The organism is Gordonia sp. 852002-50395_SCH5434458 (assembly GCF_001665905.1).
Taxonomy (GTDB): domain Bacteria; phylum Actinomycetota; class Actinomycetes; order Mycobacteriales; family Mycobacteriaceae; genus Gordonia; species Gordonia jacobaea.
In genome coordinates, this window is record NZ_LZTC01000040.1 from 293,946 (window position 1) to 312,175 (window position 18,230).

Annotated in this window: 14 protein-coding genes; 4 read left to right on the top strand and 10 right to left on the bottom strand. The window is 66.0% G+C overall.

Features of this window, described 5'->3' with window-relative positions:
- Nucleotides 1-58 precede the first annotated feature (58 nt).
- Genes A5785_RS09675 through A5785_RS09685 form a run of 3 tightly spaced genes read right to left on the bottom strand, consistent with a single transcriptional unit; the run spans nucleotide 59 to nucleotide 3,978 of the window.
- Nucleotides 59-1,276, bottom strand: a complete 1,218-nt coding sequence (locus tag A5785_RS09675; RefSeq protein ID WP_064866156.1) for an acetate kinase — start codon at nucleotides 1,274-1,276, stop codon at nucleotides 59-61.
- A complete protein-coding gene (pta, locus tag A5785_RS09680; protein ID WP_064866158.1) occupies nucleotides 1,273-3,375 on the bottom strand; it encodes a phosphate acetyltransferase in 2,103 nt (700 codons plus the stop codon). Before pta ends, A5785_RS09675 begins: the two co-directional genes overlap by 4 nt.
- 54 nt (nucleotides 3,376-3,429) lie before the next feature.
- Nucleotides 3,430-3,978, bottom strand: coding sequence for a TetR/AcrR family transcriptional regulator (locus tag A5785_RS09685; RefSeq protein WP_049700388.1), 549 nt, complete (start codon nucleotides 3,976-3,978; stop codon nucleotides 3,430-3,432).
- A gap of 111 nt (nucleotides 3,979-4,089) precedes the next feature.
- Between A5785_RS09685 and A5785_RS09690 the strand changes: the two genes are divergently transcribed.
- Entirely contained in the window at nucleotides 4,090-4,647 is a 558-nt protein-coding gene (locus A5785_RS09690; protein WP_064866160.1) for a GNAT family N-acetyltransferase, read from the top strand.
- Here A5785_RS09690 and A5785_RS09695 read toward each other — a convergent pair.
- Nucleotides 4,549-5,565: a DMT family transporter gene (locus A5785_RS09695; protein ID WP_197494461.1), complete on the bottom strand. Its 1,017-nt coding sequence runs from the start codon at nucleotides 5,563-5,565 to the stop codon at nucleotides 4,549-4,551. The genes A5785_RS09690 and A5785_RS09695 overlap by 99 nt on opposite strands.
- A gap of 83 nt (nucleotides 5,566-5,648) precedes the next feature.
- Between A5785_RS09695 and A5785_RS09700 the strand changes: the two genes are divergently transcribed.
- On the top strand, nucleotides 5,649-6,569 hold the full coding sequence (locus tag A5785_RS09700; protein WP_064866164.1) for a LysR family transcriptional regulator: 921 nt from the start codon (nucleotides 5,649-5,651) through the stop codon (nucleotides 6,567-6,569).
- A 101-nt stretch (nucleotides 6,570-6,670) separates the two neighbouring features.
- Here A5785_RS09700 and fgd read toward each other — a convergent pair whose 3' ends face one another.
- From fgd to A5785_RS09715, 3 genes are all read right to left on the bottom strand, one after another.
- Nucleotides 6,671-7,693, bottom strand: coding sequence for a glucose-6-phosphate dehydrogenase (coenzyme-F420) (gene fgd / locus A5785_RS09705; protein ID WP_064866166.1), 1,023 nt, complete (start codon nucleotides 7,691-7,693; stop codon nucleotides 6,671-6,673).
- Nucleotides 7,694-7,874: 181 nt separating this feature from the next.
- Nucleotides 7,875-8,156, bottom strand: a complete 282-nt coding sequence (locus tag A5785_RS09710; protein WP_064866168.1) for a putative quinol monooxygenase — start codon at nucleotides 8,154-8,156, stop codon at nucleotides 7,875-7,877.
- A gap of 98 nt (nucleotides 8,157-8,254) precedes the next feature.
- The gene (locus A5785_RS09715; protein ID WP_064866170.1) at nucleotides 8,255-8,770 is read right to left on the bottom strand and encodes a hypothetical protein; all 516 of its coding nucleotides are present in this window, start codon (nucleotides 8,768-8,770) and stop codon (nucleotides 8,255-8,257) included.
- A gap of 123 nt (nucleotides 8,771-8,893) precedes the next feature.
- Here A5785_RS09715 and A5785_RS09720 point away from each other — a divergent pair, with 123 nt between their 5' ends.
- Nucleotides 8,894-10,813 (top strand): ABC transporter ATP-binding protein, encoded by a 1,920-nt coding sequence (locus tag A5785_RS09720; RefSeq protein WP_064866172.1) that lies wholly within the window; start codon nucleotides 8,894-8,896, stop codon nucleotides 10,811-10,813.
- Nucleotides 10,814-11,010: 197 nt separating this feature from the next.
- Here A5785_RS09720 and A5785_RS09725 read toward each other — a convergent pair whose 3' ends face one another.
- From A5785_RS09725 to A5785_RS09735, 3 genes are all read right to left on the bottom strand, one after another.
- Nucleotides 11,011-11,253: a hypothetical protein gene (locus A5785_RS09725; RefSeq protein ID WP_049700381.1), complete on the bottom strand. Its 243-nt coding sequence runs from the start codon at nucleotides 11,251-11,253 to the stop codon at nucleotides 11,011-11,013.
- The gene (locus A5785_RS09730) at nucleotides 11,250-12,467 is read right to left on the bottom strand and encodes an acyl-CoA dehydrogenase family protein (protein WP_064866174.1); all 1,218 of its coding nucleotides are present in this window, start codon (nucleotides 12,465-12,467) and stop codon (nucleotides 11,250-11,252) included. Before A5785_RS09730 ends, A5785_RS09725 begins: the two co-directional genes overlap by 4 nt.
- Before the next feature lie 342 nt (nucleotides 12,468-12,809).
- Entirely contained in the window at nucleotides 12,810-13,784 is a 975-nt protein-coding gene (locus A5785_RS09735; protein WP_049700379.1) for an alpha/beta hydrolase, read from the bottom strand.
- 369 nt (nucleotides 13,785-14,153) lie between these two features.
- Here A5785_RS09735 and A5785_RS09740 point away from each other — a divergent pair, with 369 nt between their 5' ends.
- A complete protein-coding gene (locus A5785_RS09740; RefSeq protein WP_197494460.1) occupies nucleotides 14,154-18,143 on the top strand; it encodes a Pls/PosA family non-ribosomal peptide synthetase in 3,990 nt (1,329 codons plus the stop codon).
- The last annotated feature ends 87 nt before the right edge of the window (nucleotides 18,144-18,230 follow it).

Consider the following 18,230-nt stretch of genomic DNA (forward strand, 5'->3'; position numbering starts at 1 on the left):
GCTGTCGCTGTTCTGAGCTGTCCCTGTTTTGAGTTGTCCCTGTTCTGAGTGAGCAGCTCTATTCGGGCTGCTCCCCGCGGGCCACGGCTGCGGCCTGGCGTGCGATGGCCAGTTCTTCGTTTGTCGGCACCACGAGCACGTCGATGGCGCTCGAGTCGGCCGAGATGCGTCGAGACTGCTTGCCGCGCACGGAGTTTCGATCGTCGTCGATGACGATCCCGTAGGTCTCCAGACCGGCCAGCGCGTCGCGTCGCACGTTGTCGGCGTTCTCGCCGACACCCGCGGTAAAGGTGATCGCGTCGACCTTGCCCAGCTCGATCATGTACGCCCCGATGTAGCGGCGCAGGCGGTGGATGTAGACCTTGTACGCACGCTTGGCGTTCTCGTCGCCGTTGTCCATCCGCGAGGTGATGGTGCGAAAGTCGTTGTCGCCGCACAAACCCTTGAGTCCGGAGTTCTTGTTGAGCAGCGTGTCGAGCTGATCGTTGGAGAGCTTGGCGACGCGGCTCAGGTGCAGCAGTACGCCGGGGTCGATGTCGCCGCTTCTGGTGCCCATCACCAGACCCTCGAGGGGCGTCATGCCCATGCTGGTGTCGATCGGTTCGCCATGTGAAATCGCCGACGCCGACGCACCGTTACCCAGATGCAGCACGATCTGGTTCAGATCCGCGTAGTCGCGGCCGAGGAACTCCGCTGCCTTGCCCGAGACGTACTGATGACTCGTGCCGTGAAAACCGTAGCGCCGCACCGCATGCAGATGTGCGACACCACGGTCGATCGCATAGGTCGCGGCCTCGTCGGGCAGATCGTGGAAGAACGCGGTGTCGAAGACGGCGACCGACGGGACGTCGGGAAGCTTCTTTCGTGCCACCTCGATACCAGCGAGGTTCGCCTTGTTGTGCAGGGGTGCGAGGGTTGAGATCCGCGAGATCTCCGATACCACCTCGTCGGTGACGAGCGTCGGATGAAAGAAGCTGCGCCCTCCGTGTACGACGCGATGTCCGACGGCGCTCAATCCCGCTGTCGCCAGGTCGGTTCCCGACTGCGCGAACATCTCTGACGCCGCGTCGAGTGCAGCCGAGATGTCGTGGAGCGGCTCGGTGCGCGTCGACTTCTCGCCGTTCTGCTCGTGGGTGATCGACGACTCGTCCTCACCGATTCGCTCGGCTATCCCCTCGGCGATCACCTCTGCCGTATCCGGATGCAGTAGTTGATATTTCAACGACGACGACCCGGCGTTGAGGACCAGCACGGCACCCTCGGTGGATGTACTCATCGGCCTGACTCCTGTGCGTCGATGTTCTGGGCCTGGATGGCAGTGATGGCGACGGTGTTGACGATGTCGGAGACCAGCGCGCCGCGGGAGAGGTCGTTGATGGGGCGTCGAAGTCCCTGCAGCACAGGGCCGATCGCGACAGCACCCGCACTACGCTGCACGGCCTTGTAGGTGTTGTTACCGGTGTTGAGGTCGGGGAAGATCAGTACCGTCGCGCGGCCGGCAACCTCGGAGTCGGGCATCTTTGTCGCAGCGACGCTCGGTTCCACCGCGGCGTCGTACTGGATGGGCCCCTCGACGGAGAGCTCTGGAGCCCGTTCCTGGACGAGATCGGTTGCGACGCGCACCTTGTCGACGTCGGCACCGGTTCCCGAGCGGCCCGTCGAGTACGAGAGCATCGCGACCCGCGGGGAGATACCGAACGCTGATGCCGTTGCGGCCGAGGAGATCGCGATGTCGGCGAGCTCTGTGGCGGTCGGATCGGGGACGATGGCACAGTCGCCGTAGGTGAGCACCTTGTCGGGTAGGCACATGAAGAACACGCTCGACACCGTCGAGACCCCGGGGACCGTCTTGATGATCTCGAACGCCGGTCGGATCGTGTGCGCGGTGGTATGCGCTGCGCCGGAGACCATTCCGTCGGCGCGTCCCGTGTGCACCAGCATCGTGCCGAAGTACGAGACGTCGCGCATCCGCTCCTGGGCGTGTTCGAAATCCATTCCCTTGTGCTTGCGGAGTTCTGCGTAGATGCGCGCGAATTCGTCTGTCAGCCCGGAGTTCGCCGGATCGATGAGTTCGACGCCGTCGAGGTCGACCCCGAGCTCGTTCGCACGGGCGGTCACCGATTCCGGGTCGCCGAGGATGATCAGCTCCACGACTCCGCGACGCAGCAATTGTCCTGCGGCACGTAGGATTCGGTCGTCGCTGCCCTCGGGAAGCACGATGCGCTTGAGATCCGACCGCGCACGGGTGATCAACCCGTACTCGAACATCTGCGGGGTGACAACTTCCGACGGCTTGACGTCGAGCACCTTGATCAGTTCCTCGGGCTCCACGTACTGCTCCATGAGTCCGAGCGCCGCGTCGATCTTGCGTGCCGACCCAATCGCGATACGTCCGCGGGTGTCGGCGGCGATGCGTGCGGTGTCGTAGGTGCCCTGTTCACAGGTGATAACCGGAAGCTTGGACTTCAATCCGCTGACGAGGGCGTCGATCATCGGATGCGGTTTGAGACCGCCGTTGAGGATGATTCCGGTGAGTCGCGGAAAGCCTTGTGCGGCATTGGCATTCACCAGCGAGAGCAGCACGTCGGAGCGGTCGGCCGGGGTGATCACCACCATGCCCTCGGTGAGTCGCTCGAGGATGTGCTCCGCGGTCATGCCGCCGACCATGACCCGGAGCGCTTCGCGGTCGAGGAGTTCGGGGTCGCCGCTGTACATCTCGGCGCCCAACGACTTCTTGAGCTCGGCCATCGTCGGCGCGAACAGCACGGGCAGTTCTGGCAGGCACCAGCACGGGACGTCGAGTTTGGCCAGCGCGGCACCGATCTCGTCGATGTGCTCGGGATCGCAGCGGTTCGCGACTATGGCCGCAGTGGTCGCATGCATCGCTGCGATCTCGGTGCGCAGGTGCTCGGCGAGGTCGCGTATCTCGGTGGGTGTTCGGTCGAGTGCCTTGAGCGCCAAGATGATCGGAGCCGAGAGGTTGGCCGCGATGCGCGCGTTGTACGTGAGTTCCGACGGGTTACCGACGTCGGTGTAGTCCGAACCGACGATGACGACGGCGTCGCACTGTGATTCGACGGCGTGGAAGCGCGCGACGATGTCGGCGATGGAGCCGCTCGGGTCTGCGTGTACCTGGTCGTACGTGACGCCGATGGCGTCGTCGTAGCTGATGTCCGCCGAGGTGTGTTCGAGCAGGAGTTCGAGGAGGTAGTCACGCTCATTATGTGCGGCTCGCGAGATGGGCCGGAACACGCCGACCCTGCCTCCGGTTGCCGTCAGCAGCGACAGCACACCGAGCGCCACCGCCGATTTTCCGGTCTCCGCTTCCGCGGACACGATATAGATCTTCGTTGCGCTCACAGCGTCGGGCGACATAGTGGTCAGCGTAGTTGGTGCCTTGACTGCGCGTCGCGGGTGAGGTGGCCCCGGTCAGGTCACGATTGCCCGAACGATCAGGTCGGCGATCTGCTCGTCGGTCAGGCTGCTGTCGGGAATCAGCATCAGCGAGTAGATGGTCCGGACCATGAACTCGGCGGCGCCACGCGCATCGGGGAACAGTTCGGCCTGCACCTGCGGTGCGACGTCGGGCAGCGTGGCGTCGACGATCTTCTCGATCAGGTCGGGTCCGTCGTCGTCGTTGGTCGCGACCAGCGCGCGCACGATCTCCTCGGGCTCCTGACGGAGGACATACTGCAGCGCCTCGTGCTCGCGGATGTGGGGCAGCACGCCGAGCACCTGTGCCCGCACCTTGCCCGCGGCGTCGGGTGCGGTGTCGGACCATTCGCGTAGTTTCACTCGCAGGAGCGCGATCTCGCGGTCGAGCATGGCAGCGACGAGAGCGTCACGTCCGCCGAACATGCGGTAGGCCGTCGCCCGAGCCACCCCCGCGTGACGGGCCACAGACGTCAGGCTGAGTGCCTTCGCACCGAAACGCGACACCAGCGCGACGCCCACATCCACAAGACGATCCGATTCCATGCTTGAGAAGTTAGCGAATCGGGCAGACGTCGGCGCAGGGTACCGGTCACTTTCGCTGCACGGTGCAGTGCACGCGGTGGCACGTGACCTCATGCCCTAGGCTCGGCGCCCATGGAGATTCGCGACGCGCGCGCAGGCGACGTCCCCGGCATCACGCCCATCTACAACGACGCCGTCGAGAACACCACCGCCATCTGGAACGAACAGATTGTCGACGACGCGAACCGGCTCGCGTGGTTGACGCAGCGTCAGGACGCGGGTTTTCCGGTGCTGGTCGCGGTCGAGGACTCGCCGGATGGGTCGGTCGTCGGATACGCGACGTACGGACCGTGGCGTCCGCACGACGGGTACCGGCACACCGTCGAACATTCGGTGTATGTGCGTTCAGATCAGCGCGGAAAGGGCACCGGGCAGGCGCTGATGCGTGCGCTGATCGACCGCGCACGCAGCGAGGGATTCCATGTGATGGTCGCTGCGATCGACGCCGCCAACGAGGGGTCGATCCGCATTCACGAGCGGCTCGGCTTCACGCGCGTCGGATTGTTGCCACAGGTCGGGACGAAGTTCGGCTCATGGCTTGACCTCGCACTTCTCCAGCTCACTCTCGACGGGCATGCTCTGGACGGGCCTGCTCTGGATGACGGGGCCGCTCGCGACGCTCACGGCTGAGGCGCGCGCCCTGCGCCGCGGAAGACGGATCAACCCGCGCGTCATCGCCACGCCCGCGAGGCAGAGGACACCTCCGGCGATCCGCAGCGGCGTCGGCACCTCGCTGAGCACCAGCCACGACAGCACGATCACCAGAGCGGGCACGACGAGTGACGTCGCCGCCAGTGCACCTGCACTCGTACGCGACAACGCATACGCCCAGGTTGTGAAGGCTATGGCGGTTGGACCAACGCCGAGGAAGATCATCGCGGCGATGTCGGAGGCAGGTGCCGCGGCAACCTCCCGCACGGCGGCGGGAGCAAACGGCACCGTCGCGAGCACACCGGCCATGACTCCCCAGAACGTCGCCGAGAGGGCGTCGATGTGGCTGAGCGCCACCTTCTGCACGAGCACGCCCGTGGCATAGAGCACCGCGGCCGCCACTCCGAGCGCGATACCGAGCCAGTCGGCATGCGGCCCCGAGCCGCCGGCCGTGATCAGCACGACGCCTGCGAATGCCACCCCGATGCCGATGAGCAGTCGGCGTGAGAACCCCTCACCGAGGAACAGTCCGGCGAACACCGCGACAAGGATCGGCGCGAAGTTCACGAGGAGAGCCGCAGTGCCGGCGTCGAGATGCTGCTCGGCCCAGTTGAGAGTCACGGTGTAGAGCGCGAACCAGGCGACGCCGTACACGAGGACCAGCACCAGTCCCCGGCCGCGCGGGAGTGGCGGCAGGCCGCGCCCGAGCCCGTTGCGGCGTCGCATCACCACCACGATCGGCACGAGCGCGACCAGGGCGGTCGCCAGTCGGCCGAATGCCAGCGCACCGGGCGAGAACGACTCGCCCGCCGACCGGATGGCGATGAAGGCCGACGCCCACAGGATCACGGTGACCGTGGCTGCGATGGCGGCAAGGTCGGGGGTTCGACGCGTCATGCCTTTCATGATCTGCCCGGGAATAATTCAGCACAAGTTCATATTTCTTCACGACTCTTGAGTACCGCTGTATATTCACGGGCATGATCGATCCACATCGTCTGAGAGTGTTCCGAGCTGTCGTCGCGGAGGGCTCCGTCGGTGGCGCGGCGTCGGCTCTCGGTTACACCCCGTCCGCGGTGAGCCAGCATCTGGCGACGCTGCAGCGCGAGACCGGACTCACGCTTGTCGAGCGCGACGGTCGCGGGATCGTCGCGACCGAAGCGGGTCGAACGTTGGCGGCGGAGTCCGAGGGCATCTTCGACCACTTCGCGCGGCTCGAGGGGCTCGTCGCCGATCTGCGGCATGGCCGGGCGGGCACGCTGCGTGTCACCTACTTCGGGTCCGCGGGGGCGGCGTGGATGCCGACGGTCGTCGCACAGATCCGCCGCGAATTCCCCGCGCTGCGGCTCGACCTTCGACTCCTCGAGATCACCGATCCCCTCGTCGCGCCACCGGATGTGGAGATCGGCATCGACGACCCCACGCCCGCGATCGGCAGCTCGTCGTCGAACGATTTCGACGTCATGCCACTCGTCTCGGATGCCTACCACGTGGTGGTCACACCCGACTCCCCTTTTGCGACAAGGGATCACGTGTTGCTGCGCGAGCTGGCCGACGAGGTCTGGATCGACAACGACATCGCGCGCGGCCCCTGCCGCGCAGCGCTGCTGCGCGCCTGCACCGCAGCGGGTTTCAGCCCGTGCTTCGGCGTGGAGACGCACGACTACCTGACCGCGATCAACTTCGTCGCCGCCGGGGTCGGGCTCACCGTGGTGCCCGCGCTGGCGCTCGTCGACGTTCCGGACTCGGTCCGCGTGGTGCCGATCGCCGAACCGACTCCGCGCCGGGCGATTTCGATTCGACGCCGCCACACGATCCGCGAGCACCGCGCCGCCGACCGCGTCGTCGAACTGGTGCGGGAGCAGGCGCGCCGGACGCACGGCGCGCTGGTCGGGGTGTGAGGCGCGGCCCAGGGCGCGCAGAAAAGTACATGCCCTGGGCCGTTGACGTGTACCGGTACAGGTCAACGGCCCAGGGCGCGTAGGTTTCTGCGCGTGGTTTTCTAGTCGGCGACGGACAGCTTGCGCAGCCGCGGGGCGAGGTCCTTCTCGAAGTTGTCGAGGAAGCGCTGCTGATCGTGGCCGGGCGCGTGGAAGACCAGGTGGTTCAGGCCGGCGTCGGTGTAGAACTTGACCTTCTCGACGGCCTCGTCGGGGTCGGATGCGACGATCCACCGCTTGGCGACCTGCTCGATGGGCAGTTCGTCGGCAAGGCGTTCCATCTCGGTCGAGCTGTTGACGCTGTTCTTCTGGTCGGCGGTCAGCGACAGCGGCGCCCAGAAGCGGCAATTCTCCAGTGCGAGTTCAGGATCGGGGTCGTACGAGATCTTGATCTCGATCATGCGGTCGATCTCGGCGAAGTTCCGGTCGACCTTCTCCGCACCCTCCCGGACAGCCGGGATGAGCTTCTCGGTGTAGAGCTCGGGCCCCTTGCCGGACGTGCAGATGAAGCCGTCGCCCGAGCGGCCCGCATACCGTGCGACGACCGGTCCGCCCGCGGCCACGTAGACCGGGATCTGGTGCTCCGGCAGGTCGTACATGTAGGCGCCCTTGGTGTGGTAGTACTCCCCCTCGAAGGTCACCTCCTCGCCGGTCCACAGCTCGCGCATGAGCTTGATGGCCTCGCGCAGACGAGCGAAGCGCTCCTTGAAGTCCGGCCACTCGCCCTGGAATCCGGTGGCGTACTCGTTGAGCGCCTCGCCCGTGCCGACGCCGAGCATGATGCGGTCGGGATACAGGCAGCCCATCGTCGCGAACGCCTGCGCGATGACCGCGGGGTTGTAGCGGAAGGTCGGGGTCAGGACAGACGTGCCGATCTGTACGCGGTTGGTGCGCTCCCCGACCGCGGCCATCCACGACAACGAGAACGGCGCGTGGCCACCGTTGTGCCGCCACGGTTGGAAGTGGTCGCTGACGGCCACCGAGTCCATGCCGTGCTCCTCGGCCGCGACGGCGATCTCCACCAGTTCACGCGGCGCGAACTGCTCCGCCGAGGCCTTGTATCCGAGCTTGAGTTGCTGTGCCATGCCTTCACCTCACTGCCGACGACCGTCTATGTGATCCAACGTACTCAGGCAGCAGGGCCGACGGTTGCGTGGGATCCAGGGGTGCATTTTTGTACCCGTGCGTCCCACGCAACTTGGACCGGGCCGCGCCGGACGCGGACCATAACGCTCGATCGAGGCGAATCTGCTACGTGGACCAGCACTATCGGTGGTCGTCGACCTCGTATCGCCGCTCAATCCCTGCAGTCACGGCACCCCACTCGCTCGCGGCGACGCGCCGCTGATGAGCATCGAACGCCGTGCGGTCGCGGAAGCGCTCCCGCACCTGCCAGACCAGACCGGCACCGAGGCGCTCGACGTCGAACGACACACATCCGTCCTCGTCACGCGTGAGTTCGACGTGGCGCGGCAGGTGCCGCTCGACGATTTCCGCCTGCTCGTCGTCGGCGCAGACGAGCACGCCGGTCAGGACTACCTCGCTCATCGCCGCAGCCTAGCGAAGCGTCGAGGGTCCGACAGTTGCGTGGGATCCAGGGGTGCATTTTTGTACCCGTGCGTCCCACGCAACTCGACCCGCGCGGCTCACGGGGTGATCGCGTCGGCGGACCGCCCGCGGGGAAGTTCGACGGCGTAGCTGTAGTGACAGCCGAGGTCGGTCCGATCAGGCGCGTCGGAGTTGTCACGAAACCAACTGATGCACGCCTCCGCAGCGAGTAGCCGATCGCGCGTGTAGAGGTACCCGTCGGTGCAGTCGTCGAACGGATCGTCGTCCTGCCAGATGTCGATGGGCATCGTTGATGCGTCGTGGTCGACGAAGCGCAGTGTCCGCAGAGCGGTGCGCGACCTCCGCACCAGGAATATGCCATCGCTCAGGACGTAGACCTGCACACAGATGGCGTCCGGCGCGGCGAAGTCGGCCTCGTCGTCGATGTCGAGGTCGTCCTCTTCGACCTCGGCTTCCAACTCGTCCCAATCATCTGCCAATCGGACATCGTTGGGGCCGAGGCTGAACTCGAGGCCGGGCGGTTGGTCGTCGAGCGATTCGGCGACCCACGCAAGCATCGAGTCCCAGTCGTTGATCGGATAAATCTTGGCCATGACTCACATTCTCGACTGTGGGTATGACACGCAGCGCTCTGCGATGGGCCGACTTGGCCCGTCCGCTACGAGCGCAACGCGCGGCTGTACTTAAACCTTACTTGAGCTTCTACCCTTGAACTCATGAGTATGCAGTCCGTCGCCTGGGACATGATGTACAAGTCGTCGAGCTCACCGTCGCGCAAGCGGCTGCGCGGTGACCGACGAAGCACGCTGCGTCGCATCATGACCTTCGCGCGCCCACACCGCGCCCGTATCGGGGTGTTCCTCGCGCTGTCGGTGTGCACCGCGGTGCTGACGGTCGTGACCCCGATCCTGGCCGGGCGCGTGGTCAATCTGATCAGCGACGGCGGATCGGGCGGGACGATCGTCGGACTCGCTGTGTTGATCGCGCTGATCGCCGTCGCCGAGGCCGCAGCGGGAATCGGCACGCGCTGGTTGTCGGCGCACATCGGTGAGGGGCTGATCCTGGATCTGCGACGCTCCGTCTTCGACCACGTCCAGAAGATGCCCGTCGCGTTCTTCACGCGTACCCGGACCGGCGCGCTGGTGAGCCGGCTCAACAACGACGTCATCGGCGCGCAACGCGCGTTCAGCGACACGCTCTCGGGTGTGGTGTCGAACATCGTGACGTTGGCGTTGACGCTCGGCGTGATGTTCGCGATCAGCTGGCAGATCACTCTGTTGGCGTTGGTTCTGTTGCCTGTCTTCGTGATTCCCGCACGACGCATGGCTCGACGGATGGCCGCTCTCTCCCATGAGGCAGCCGAGCACAACGCGCGGATGTCGACACAGATGACGGAACGCTTCTCGGCACCTGGCGCGACCTTGGTCAAGCTGTTCGGCAGTCCGACGTTGGAAAGTCGTGAATTCGCCAAGCGCGCAGACAGGGTCCGCGACATCGGTGTGCGACGCGCCATGCTGCAGGGCGTCTTCATCACCGCACTGACGTTGGTGTCGGCGTTGGCACTCGCGCTCGTCTACGGACTCGGCGGCTGGCTCGCGGTACATCAACACCTCTCCGCGGGAGCCGTTGTGGCACTGGCACTCTTGCTGACCCGCATGTACGCGCCACTCACCGCACTCGCGAACGCGCGAGTCGAAATCATGAGTGCGCTGGTCAGTTTCGAGCGGGTCTTCGAGGTACTCGACCTCGCACCCCTGATCGACGACAAGCCCGACGCCACCGACGTTCCCGACGCCGACGACGGTGTGAGCGTCCGATTCGACCACGTCTCCTTCGGCTATCCATCGGCCGACAAGGTCTCCCTGGCCTCGCTGGAAGAGGTTGCGCAACTGGACAGTCGGGGTGGGACTCAGGTGCTGCACGACGTCGACATCGACGTCCCGGCGGGCTCAATGGTCGCGCTGGTGGGGAGTTCCGGCGCGGGCAAGTCGACGATCGCGAGTCTTGCCACCCGCCTGTACGACGTCGACGAAGGCGCCGTCCGCCTCAACGGCGTCGACGTGCGCGACCTGCGCAGCGAATCGGTGCACCGGAATGTCGGATTGGTGACCCAGGACGGACACCTATTCCACGACACCGTCCGCGCGAATCTCGTTCTGGCTCAACCAGATGCATCCGACGATGCAATCTGGGACGCGCTGCGGCGCGCGCGGCTCGACGAGTTGGTCGCGAGCCTGCCCGACGGCCTGGACACGATCGTCGGCGAACGCGGGTATCGACTGTCGGGCGGCGAACGTCAACGCATGACCATCGCGCGACTTCTGTTGGCACACCCCGCCGTGGTGATCCTCGACGAAGCGACCGCGCACCTGGACTCGACATCAGAACCCGCGGTTCAGGAAGCGTTGGCCGAAGCGCTGGAGGGGCGCACGTCGATCGTTATCGCGCACCGGTTATCGACGATCCGTGCCGCCGACCAGATCGTGGTGATCGAAGCAGGGCGCGTCGTCGAACGTGGTGATCACCGAACACTGTTGGCGGCCAATGGACGATACGCGCAGCTCTACCGCACACAGTTCGCCGACGGGAGCTCCGAGCAGCAGGCGGAGTGCTGCCCGGAGACGTTGAGCGCGTAGTGGTTTCGACACGGCTGCTCGCTACGCTCGCGGCCTGCTCAACCAGCGGATGGGACGGCCTGCCAGCGGGGTGGCTGGCCAGCGAGCGGGCTGGGGCGGCCTGCCAGCGGGGTGAGCGGGCAGAGCGCGTAGTGGTTCGACACGGCTGCTCGCTGCGCTCGCGGCCTGCTCAACCAGCGGGGTGGATCAGCCGGCGGCTAGTCCTCGTCGTCGTGGCGGTCCGGAATGGGCGGGGCGAGTTTGGCTTTGCGGAACGTCAGCCCGACCATCGCGATGTTCACGACGATGATCCCGATGCCGAGTACTACCCACAGCCACTGCTGGTTGTTCCACCAGTTGACGACGAGCAGCCCGACGCACACCATCAGCACGACGGAACCGAAGATCACCATGCCGCGGGAGAAACCCTGTGCGGCGCGCTGGAATTGGGGATTGGTCACCGGAAGGCATCCTGTCCGGTGAGCGCCTTGCCGATCATCAGTTGGTGCATCTCGCTTGTGCCTTCGTAGGTGAGCACGGATTCGAGGTTGTTGGCATGCCGCATCACCGGGTATTCGAGTGTGATCCCGTTGGCGCCCAACAGCGTTCGACACTCGCGGGCAACGGCAATCGCTTCACGGACGTTGTTGAGTTTGCCGAGGCTGATCTGCTCGGGTGCGATCTTGGTCTCGTCCTTGATGCGCCCCAGCTGGATGGCGAGCAGGAATGCCTTGCCCACCTCGAGCGCCATGTCGGCGATCTTGGTCTGACTGATCTGGTATCCCGACAACGGCTTGTCGAAGACCTCGCGGTCAGCGGTGTAGGAGAGTGCGCTCTCCAGACAGTCGCGCGCGGCGCCGACGACACCGAAGACGATGCCGAACCTCGCCTCGTTCAAACAACTCAGCGGACCCTTGAGTCCGGTCACGCCCGGTAGCATCGCCGACGCCGGCAACCGCATGTCCTCGAAGGACAACTCGGCGGTGATCGATGCCCGCAGCGACAGCTTGTGCTTGACGACCATCGACCGGAAGCCGCGGGTATCCGTGGGGACGACGAATCCACGGATTCCGCGCGATCCCTCTTCGAGATCGGTGCGCGCCCACACGATCGCAACGTCGGCGACGCTGCCGTTGGTGATCCACATCTTGGAACCGTTGATGACCCAGTCGTCGCCATCGCGTTTCGCGACGGTCCGCATGCCCGCGGGGTTCGAGCCGAAGTCGGGTTCGGTCAGGCCGAAGCAACCAATCGCCTCGCCCGCAGCCATCTTGGGCAGCCATTCTTCGCGTTGTTCTTCGCTGCCGAAGGCGCGGATCGCGAACATCGCGAGCGATCCCTGCACCGACATGAAGCTGCGCAGACCTGAGTCGACGGCCTCAACCTCCAGGCAAGCCAGTCCGTACTCGGTTGCCGACGTTCCGGCGCAGCCGTATCCCTCGAGGTGCATGCCGAACAGGCCGAGCTTGCCGAACTCGCGGGCGAGGTCCCGGACGGGAAGCGTGCCGTCCTCGAACCACTCGCCGACATGGGGGCGCAGACGTTTGGCACCGAAGTCGCGAACGGTGTCGACGATCGCCCGCTCCTGGTCGTCGATCAACCTGTCGAAGCCGAAGAGCTCTCCGACCGTCTTGGTCTTACTTGCCCCAGTCGAATGTGACGCAGTCGCACTCACCGTTGTCCACCACCTGTTTCTCGACGCCGCGCGGGATGTCTGCCGCGCCTCTCCACTATGGCAGTTCGACGCCGCGCTTACGTCGACGACCGGGAGGTTGGGCGTTCGACGCCGCGGGGAGGTGGTCTCGACAAGCTCGACCAGCGGGTGACGGCTCGACCAGCGGCGGGGTGGTCTCGACAGGCTCGACCAGCGGCGGGGGCTCGACCAGCGGTGAGGGCTCGACAGCGGGTGAGGGCTCGACAGCGATGCGGTGGTCTCGACAAGCTCGACCAGCGGGCGCCGCTCGACCTGCGATGAGGTGGTCTCGACCAGCGGCAGGGCTCGACCAGCGGCGTCCGCTCAGCCGACCGCCTTGGCGTCGCGCTCGTCGGCGGCCTTGGCGTCGCGGACCGCCTGCGTGGTGAAGGCGGCGGTGGTCTCGACGGCGTGCAGCGTCTCGGTGTGGCGGGCGTTCATGACCGGGAACGCGTGCACCTGCCAGGAGTAGCTGTGCGCGACGGCGTCGACTCCCGCCTCGTCGAGGCGTTCGATCAGTTCGATCACGTCGGCTTCGAGCATCTCGTTCTCTGCCGTGATCATCACCGTCGGTGGGAACGCCTCGGCGTCGATGTCGGCGGCGCGGCGAGCACCGCGCAGCGGGATCGGCCCCCTGTCGAGCAGCGGGACGAGGCGCGCCATCTTGCTCATCGGCAGATAGGCGTCGGAACGGCTACAGCGGTCGGGGTTGGTGCCCAGGTCGAGGTCGAGTAGCGGGGAGAACCCGATGAGGGCCACCGGTGTCGGCAGACCGGCCGTGTAGGTGCCCTCGGCGACCTTCATCGCCAAGAAGCCGCCCGCGGAGTCGCCCGCGACGATCAGCCGTCGATATCCGCGCTCGCTGAGCAGTTCGCGGTAGGCGGCCATGGCGTCGTCGACCGATGTCCCGACGCCCGCCTTCGGTAGCTGGCGGTACTCGAGCGAGAAGACCGGCAGCGCGCACGCCTTCGCGAGTCGGGCGACAATCGAGCGGTGTGTTCCCAGACCTCCGACGACGAATGCACCGCCGTGGAGGTAGAGGATCGCGGTATCGGCGTCGCGCCGCGACGGTCCGCTCGGCATGACCACCTCTGTGGGTCGGCCTGCGAGCTCCATCTGCTCACGAACAACGTGTCTCGGTTCTGGCGCTCCGGCGAACAGACGATCGATCAAGAAGAGTCCGGCCAACCCAGGCCTGTTCAACGGCCACACCGCGAGCGTTGGTTTCAAGAGTGCACGAGTCGCAAACCACAGTGGGTACGAGAGCGCACTCGCCTTTCGGTGATGCACAATTGGCATGCTGTTTCTCCTCACCCCAACCCAACCGCGAGAAAGTGATGCGCGATCAGAATCGTGTGGCGGCGTCGACGGCAACCACGGGCCGAATTCCCTTGGCTAGTATTCCTGCACAGAGTGCTCCCGCGAGGTTTCCCACGGTGAGATATCTACAGTGCAACTACCTACAGTGTGTTCGGAACCGATGAATGTGAAGCTACACCCGTTTCGGGAGACCGACAGTCTGGCGCCGGGATTTCCGAGCGCGATCTCACCAGCCGCGCGAATCAGAGAGCTAGGACACTCCACAGCAGCCATGTCAGCGACACCATGTGATGCGTACGCATCCGCATCAGGGTCAACATTCACTCTCGAGAATCGGCGGTACCCGGCGTGACTGACACGGATTCGCGTCCTCTCGGGTTGCCCAATTCCATTCCCTCCGAGTTTCTACTGTCGGCTCAGGCGGCACCGCCACGCACATTGTGCGACATCCTCGACGCCTCCGCCGCGCGGTACCCCGACGCTCCCGCCATCGACGACGGCGACCAAATCCTCACATACGCGCAGCTCACCGCGGTGGTACGACGCGGCGCGGCGCGGTTGGAGCAACTCGGGGTGCGTCGTGGTTCGCGAGTCGGCATCCGGATGCCGTCCGGTTCACGCGACCTCTACACCGCTATCTTGTCGGTGCTCTACGCGGGAGGCGCCTACGTTCCGGTCGACGCAGACGACCCGGAAGAACGCGCGACGCTGGTCTTCGGTGAAGCGAAGGTCGACGCGATCGCCGACGCCGATGGAATTCACGTCACAGACGCAGCGGGGATACACGTCACGGCCGACGCATCCCCCGACCCCGCCGCCGATTCCCTCACTCCTGACCCAGCAGCCCCGGAATCACCAGCCACGGCCGCCTCACCCGACGCCAACCGCCCGACCCCTGGGGACGACGCGTGGATCATCTTCACGTCGGGATCGACCGGAACCCCCAAGGGCGTCGCGGTCACGCATCGCAACGCCGCCGCATTCGTCGACGCCGAGGCGACGATGTTCTGCCGCGACGAACCGCTCGGCCCCGGCGACCGGGTACTCGCAGGCCTGTCTGTCGCCTTCGACGCCTCGTGCGAGGAGATGTGGCTCGCGTGGCGTCACGGCGCATGCCTGGTTCCCGCACCTCGGTCCCTGGTGCGCAGCGGCATGGACCTCGGACCGTGGCTCGTCGCCCGCGACATCACCGTCGTGTCGACGGTGCCGACCCTCGCATCACTCTGGCCGCCGGAGGCACTCGAAGCCGTCCGACTATTGATCTTCGGTGGCGAGGCGTGTCCGCCCGAACTCGCCGACCGGCTCGCCGTCGATGGCCGCGAAGTGTGGAACACCTACGGCCCCACCGAGGCGACAGTCGTCGCATGTGCGGCACTTCTGGGTGGCCCCGGCCCGGTCCGCATCGGATTGCCTCTACCCGGTTGGGATCTCGCCGTCGTCGGAGCCGATGGACTACCCGTTGCCGAAGGAGAAACCGGTGAGCTGATCATCGGCGGAGTCGGGCTCGCGCACTATCTCGACCCGGCCAAGGATGCTGAAAAGTACGCTCCCATGCCGACTCTCGGCTGGGAACGCGCCTATCGAAGCGGCGATCTGGTACGCCTCGACCGTGAGGGTCTGGTATTCGGAGGTCGCGCCGACGATCAGGTCAAGGTCGGCGGCAGACGAATCGAACTGGGCGAGATCGACAACGCACTCCAGCACCTGCCCGGGGTGAGCGGCGCGGCGACCGCGGTCCGAAAGACAGCCGCGGGCAACAGTTTGCTCGTCGGCTACCTCGTCTCCGCCGACCCCGAGTTCGACGTCGCCAACGCGCATAACCTTCTCGCAGAACAACTTCCGGCACCGATGGTGCCGAGACTCGCGCTCGTCGACGAACTGCCGACCAGGACGTCCGGCAAGGTCGACCGCGACGCACTCCCGTGGCCGCTACCGGGTACCGACAACTCCGACGACGAGGACGCAAGCGACCTCAGCAGCACCGAAGCGTGGCTGGCTGCGAGGTGGACAGATGTTCTCGGCGCGACCGTCACGAGTGCCGGGACCGACTTCTTTGCCGAGGGCGGCGGCTCGCTCGCCGCGGCGCAGTTGGTGACGGCAGTGCGCGAGCGCTACCCCGAGATCACCGTCGCCGACCTCTACGACCACCCGCGGTTGGGCTCACTCGCGGAGTTCCTCGGCGAGACGACAGCCGCGGAGGTCGTCGACCCGCGTGAGGTGAAACCGACCCCTGCCGCCACCGGCGTCGCGCAACTACTCCTGTCGGTGCCGCTGTCGACGCTGACCGGACTGCAATGGGCGACGTGGCTCGGCGTCGTCAACAACATCGGTGCGTGGGCCGCCCGCAGGCTCGACGTGTCTGTGCCCTGGCTCGTCGAGGTCAACTGGTGGGTCGTGCTCGTCGCGTTCCTCATCTTCATCACGCCGCCCGGCCGGATGGTCATTGCCGCGATCGGATCGCGCATCTTGCTCGGCGGCGTCGAGTCGGGCACCTATCCTCGCGGCGGCAACGTGCACATCCGACTCTGGGTCGCCGAGCGTCTGCTCGTCGCCAGTGGCGCCGCCAACCTGTCGGGTGCGCCGTGGATGATCTATCTGGCACGCGCGCTCGGCTCGTCCGTCGGGCGCGGCGTCGACCTGCACACGATTCCACCTGTGACCGGAAAACTGACCATCGGCGACGGCGCGTCCGTCGAACCAGAGGTCGACGTCGCGGGCTGGTGGATCGACGGCGACCTCGTCCACATCGGCGAGATCGTGATCAAGCGCGGTGCGACGATCGGTGCGCGGTCGACGCTCGCCCCCGGCGCCGTCGTCGGCAAGGATGCTGAGGTCAGCCCCGGATCTGCGGTGTTCGGTCGGGTCAAGGCCGGGCAGCACTGGGCCGGATCGCCCGCGGTGAAGATCGGTAAGGCGACGCATTCGTGGCCCGATCACCGTCCCCGTCGCGCAAGCATCTGGGTTCCGCTCTACGGACTGTCCTCGATGGTTCTCGCTGCGATCCCGCTGATCTCCCTGGGTGTCGGGCTGCTCGTCATCGGGACATGGGCGCTGCACGCCGACCGGCTCCGCGACGTCGCAATCCGTTCGCTGATCCTGCTACCCGCCGCGACCATCGTCAGCCTCGCTGTGTTCGCCGCGATCACCGCGATCCTCGTGCGCGCGATGTCACTGGGTCTCGAGAAGGGCTATCACCCGGTGCGTTCGCGCGTCGGGTGGCAGGTGTGGATGACCGAGCGACTGCTCGACTCCGCCCGCACGTATCTGTTCCCTCTCTATGCCGGCCTGCTGACACCATGGTGGTTCCGCATTCTCGGCGCGAAAGTCGGCAAGGGGACCGAGATTTCGACTGCCCTGGTGCTGCCGAAATTCACGACCATCGCCGACGGCGCGTTCCTCGCCGACGACACCATGGTCGCGTCGTACGAACTCGGCGGCGGCTGGATGCACATCGACGACGTCAAGATCGGCAAACGCTCGTTCCTCGGCAACTCCGGAATGGCAGCGCCAGGCCGCAAGGTACCGAAGAACGGTCTCGTCGCCGTGCTGTCGGCCGCACCCGACCGAGCCAAGTCGGGGTCGAGTTGGCTTGGTAGTCCACCGATTCGACTTCGACGCACCGCTGCGACGACCGACACGTCGAGGACGTTCGATCCGCCCGCGCGCCTCAAAGTGGCACGCGCAGTGATCGAGACGCTGCGACTGATCCCGGTGATGATCTCGTTCGGACTCGGCATCTTCATGCTGCTGAGCCTGCAGTACATCGCCCAACAGGCGAACTACGTGATCGCCGGTCTGGTCAGCGGCCTGCTGTTGATCCTGTGCGGTGCCATCGCGTGTTGCATTGCCGCAGCGGCGAAGTGGGCCGTCGTCGGCCGGATCGAAGTGTCGGAGCATCCGCTGTGGAGTTCGTTCGTGTGGCGCAACGAGCTTTCCGACGCCTTCGTCGAAACCGTTGCGGCACCGTGGTTTGCCAACGCCGCGACCGGAACTCCGGTCCTCAATGTGTGGCTCCGGCTTCTCGGCGCCCAGATCGGCAAGGGCGTGTGGTGCGAAACCTATTGGCTCCCTGAGGCCGACCTCGTGTCGCTCGGTGCGGGCGCGACCGTCGAGCGCGGCTGCGTCGTCCAGACGCACCTGTTCCACGATCGGGTCATGGCCATCGACCGCGTGGTCCTCGCCGACGGCGCGACGCTCGGACCGCATTGTGTCGCGCTACCCGCGTCCGGCCTCGGCGAATCGGCGACCGTCGGCCCCGCGTCGTTGGTCATGCGTGGCGACGTCGTGCCCGCGCACACCCGCTGGCAGGGCAATCCCATCGCCCCCTGGCACGACTGAGTCCCGGACCGGCCGTCCAACGAAAAGCGGTGGCTCCCCGGCAACGGCTGTCTCTTATACACATCTGACGCTGCCGACGATCGCATA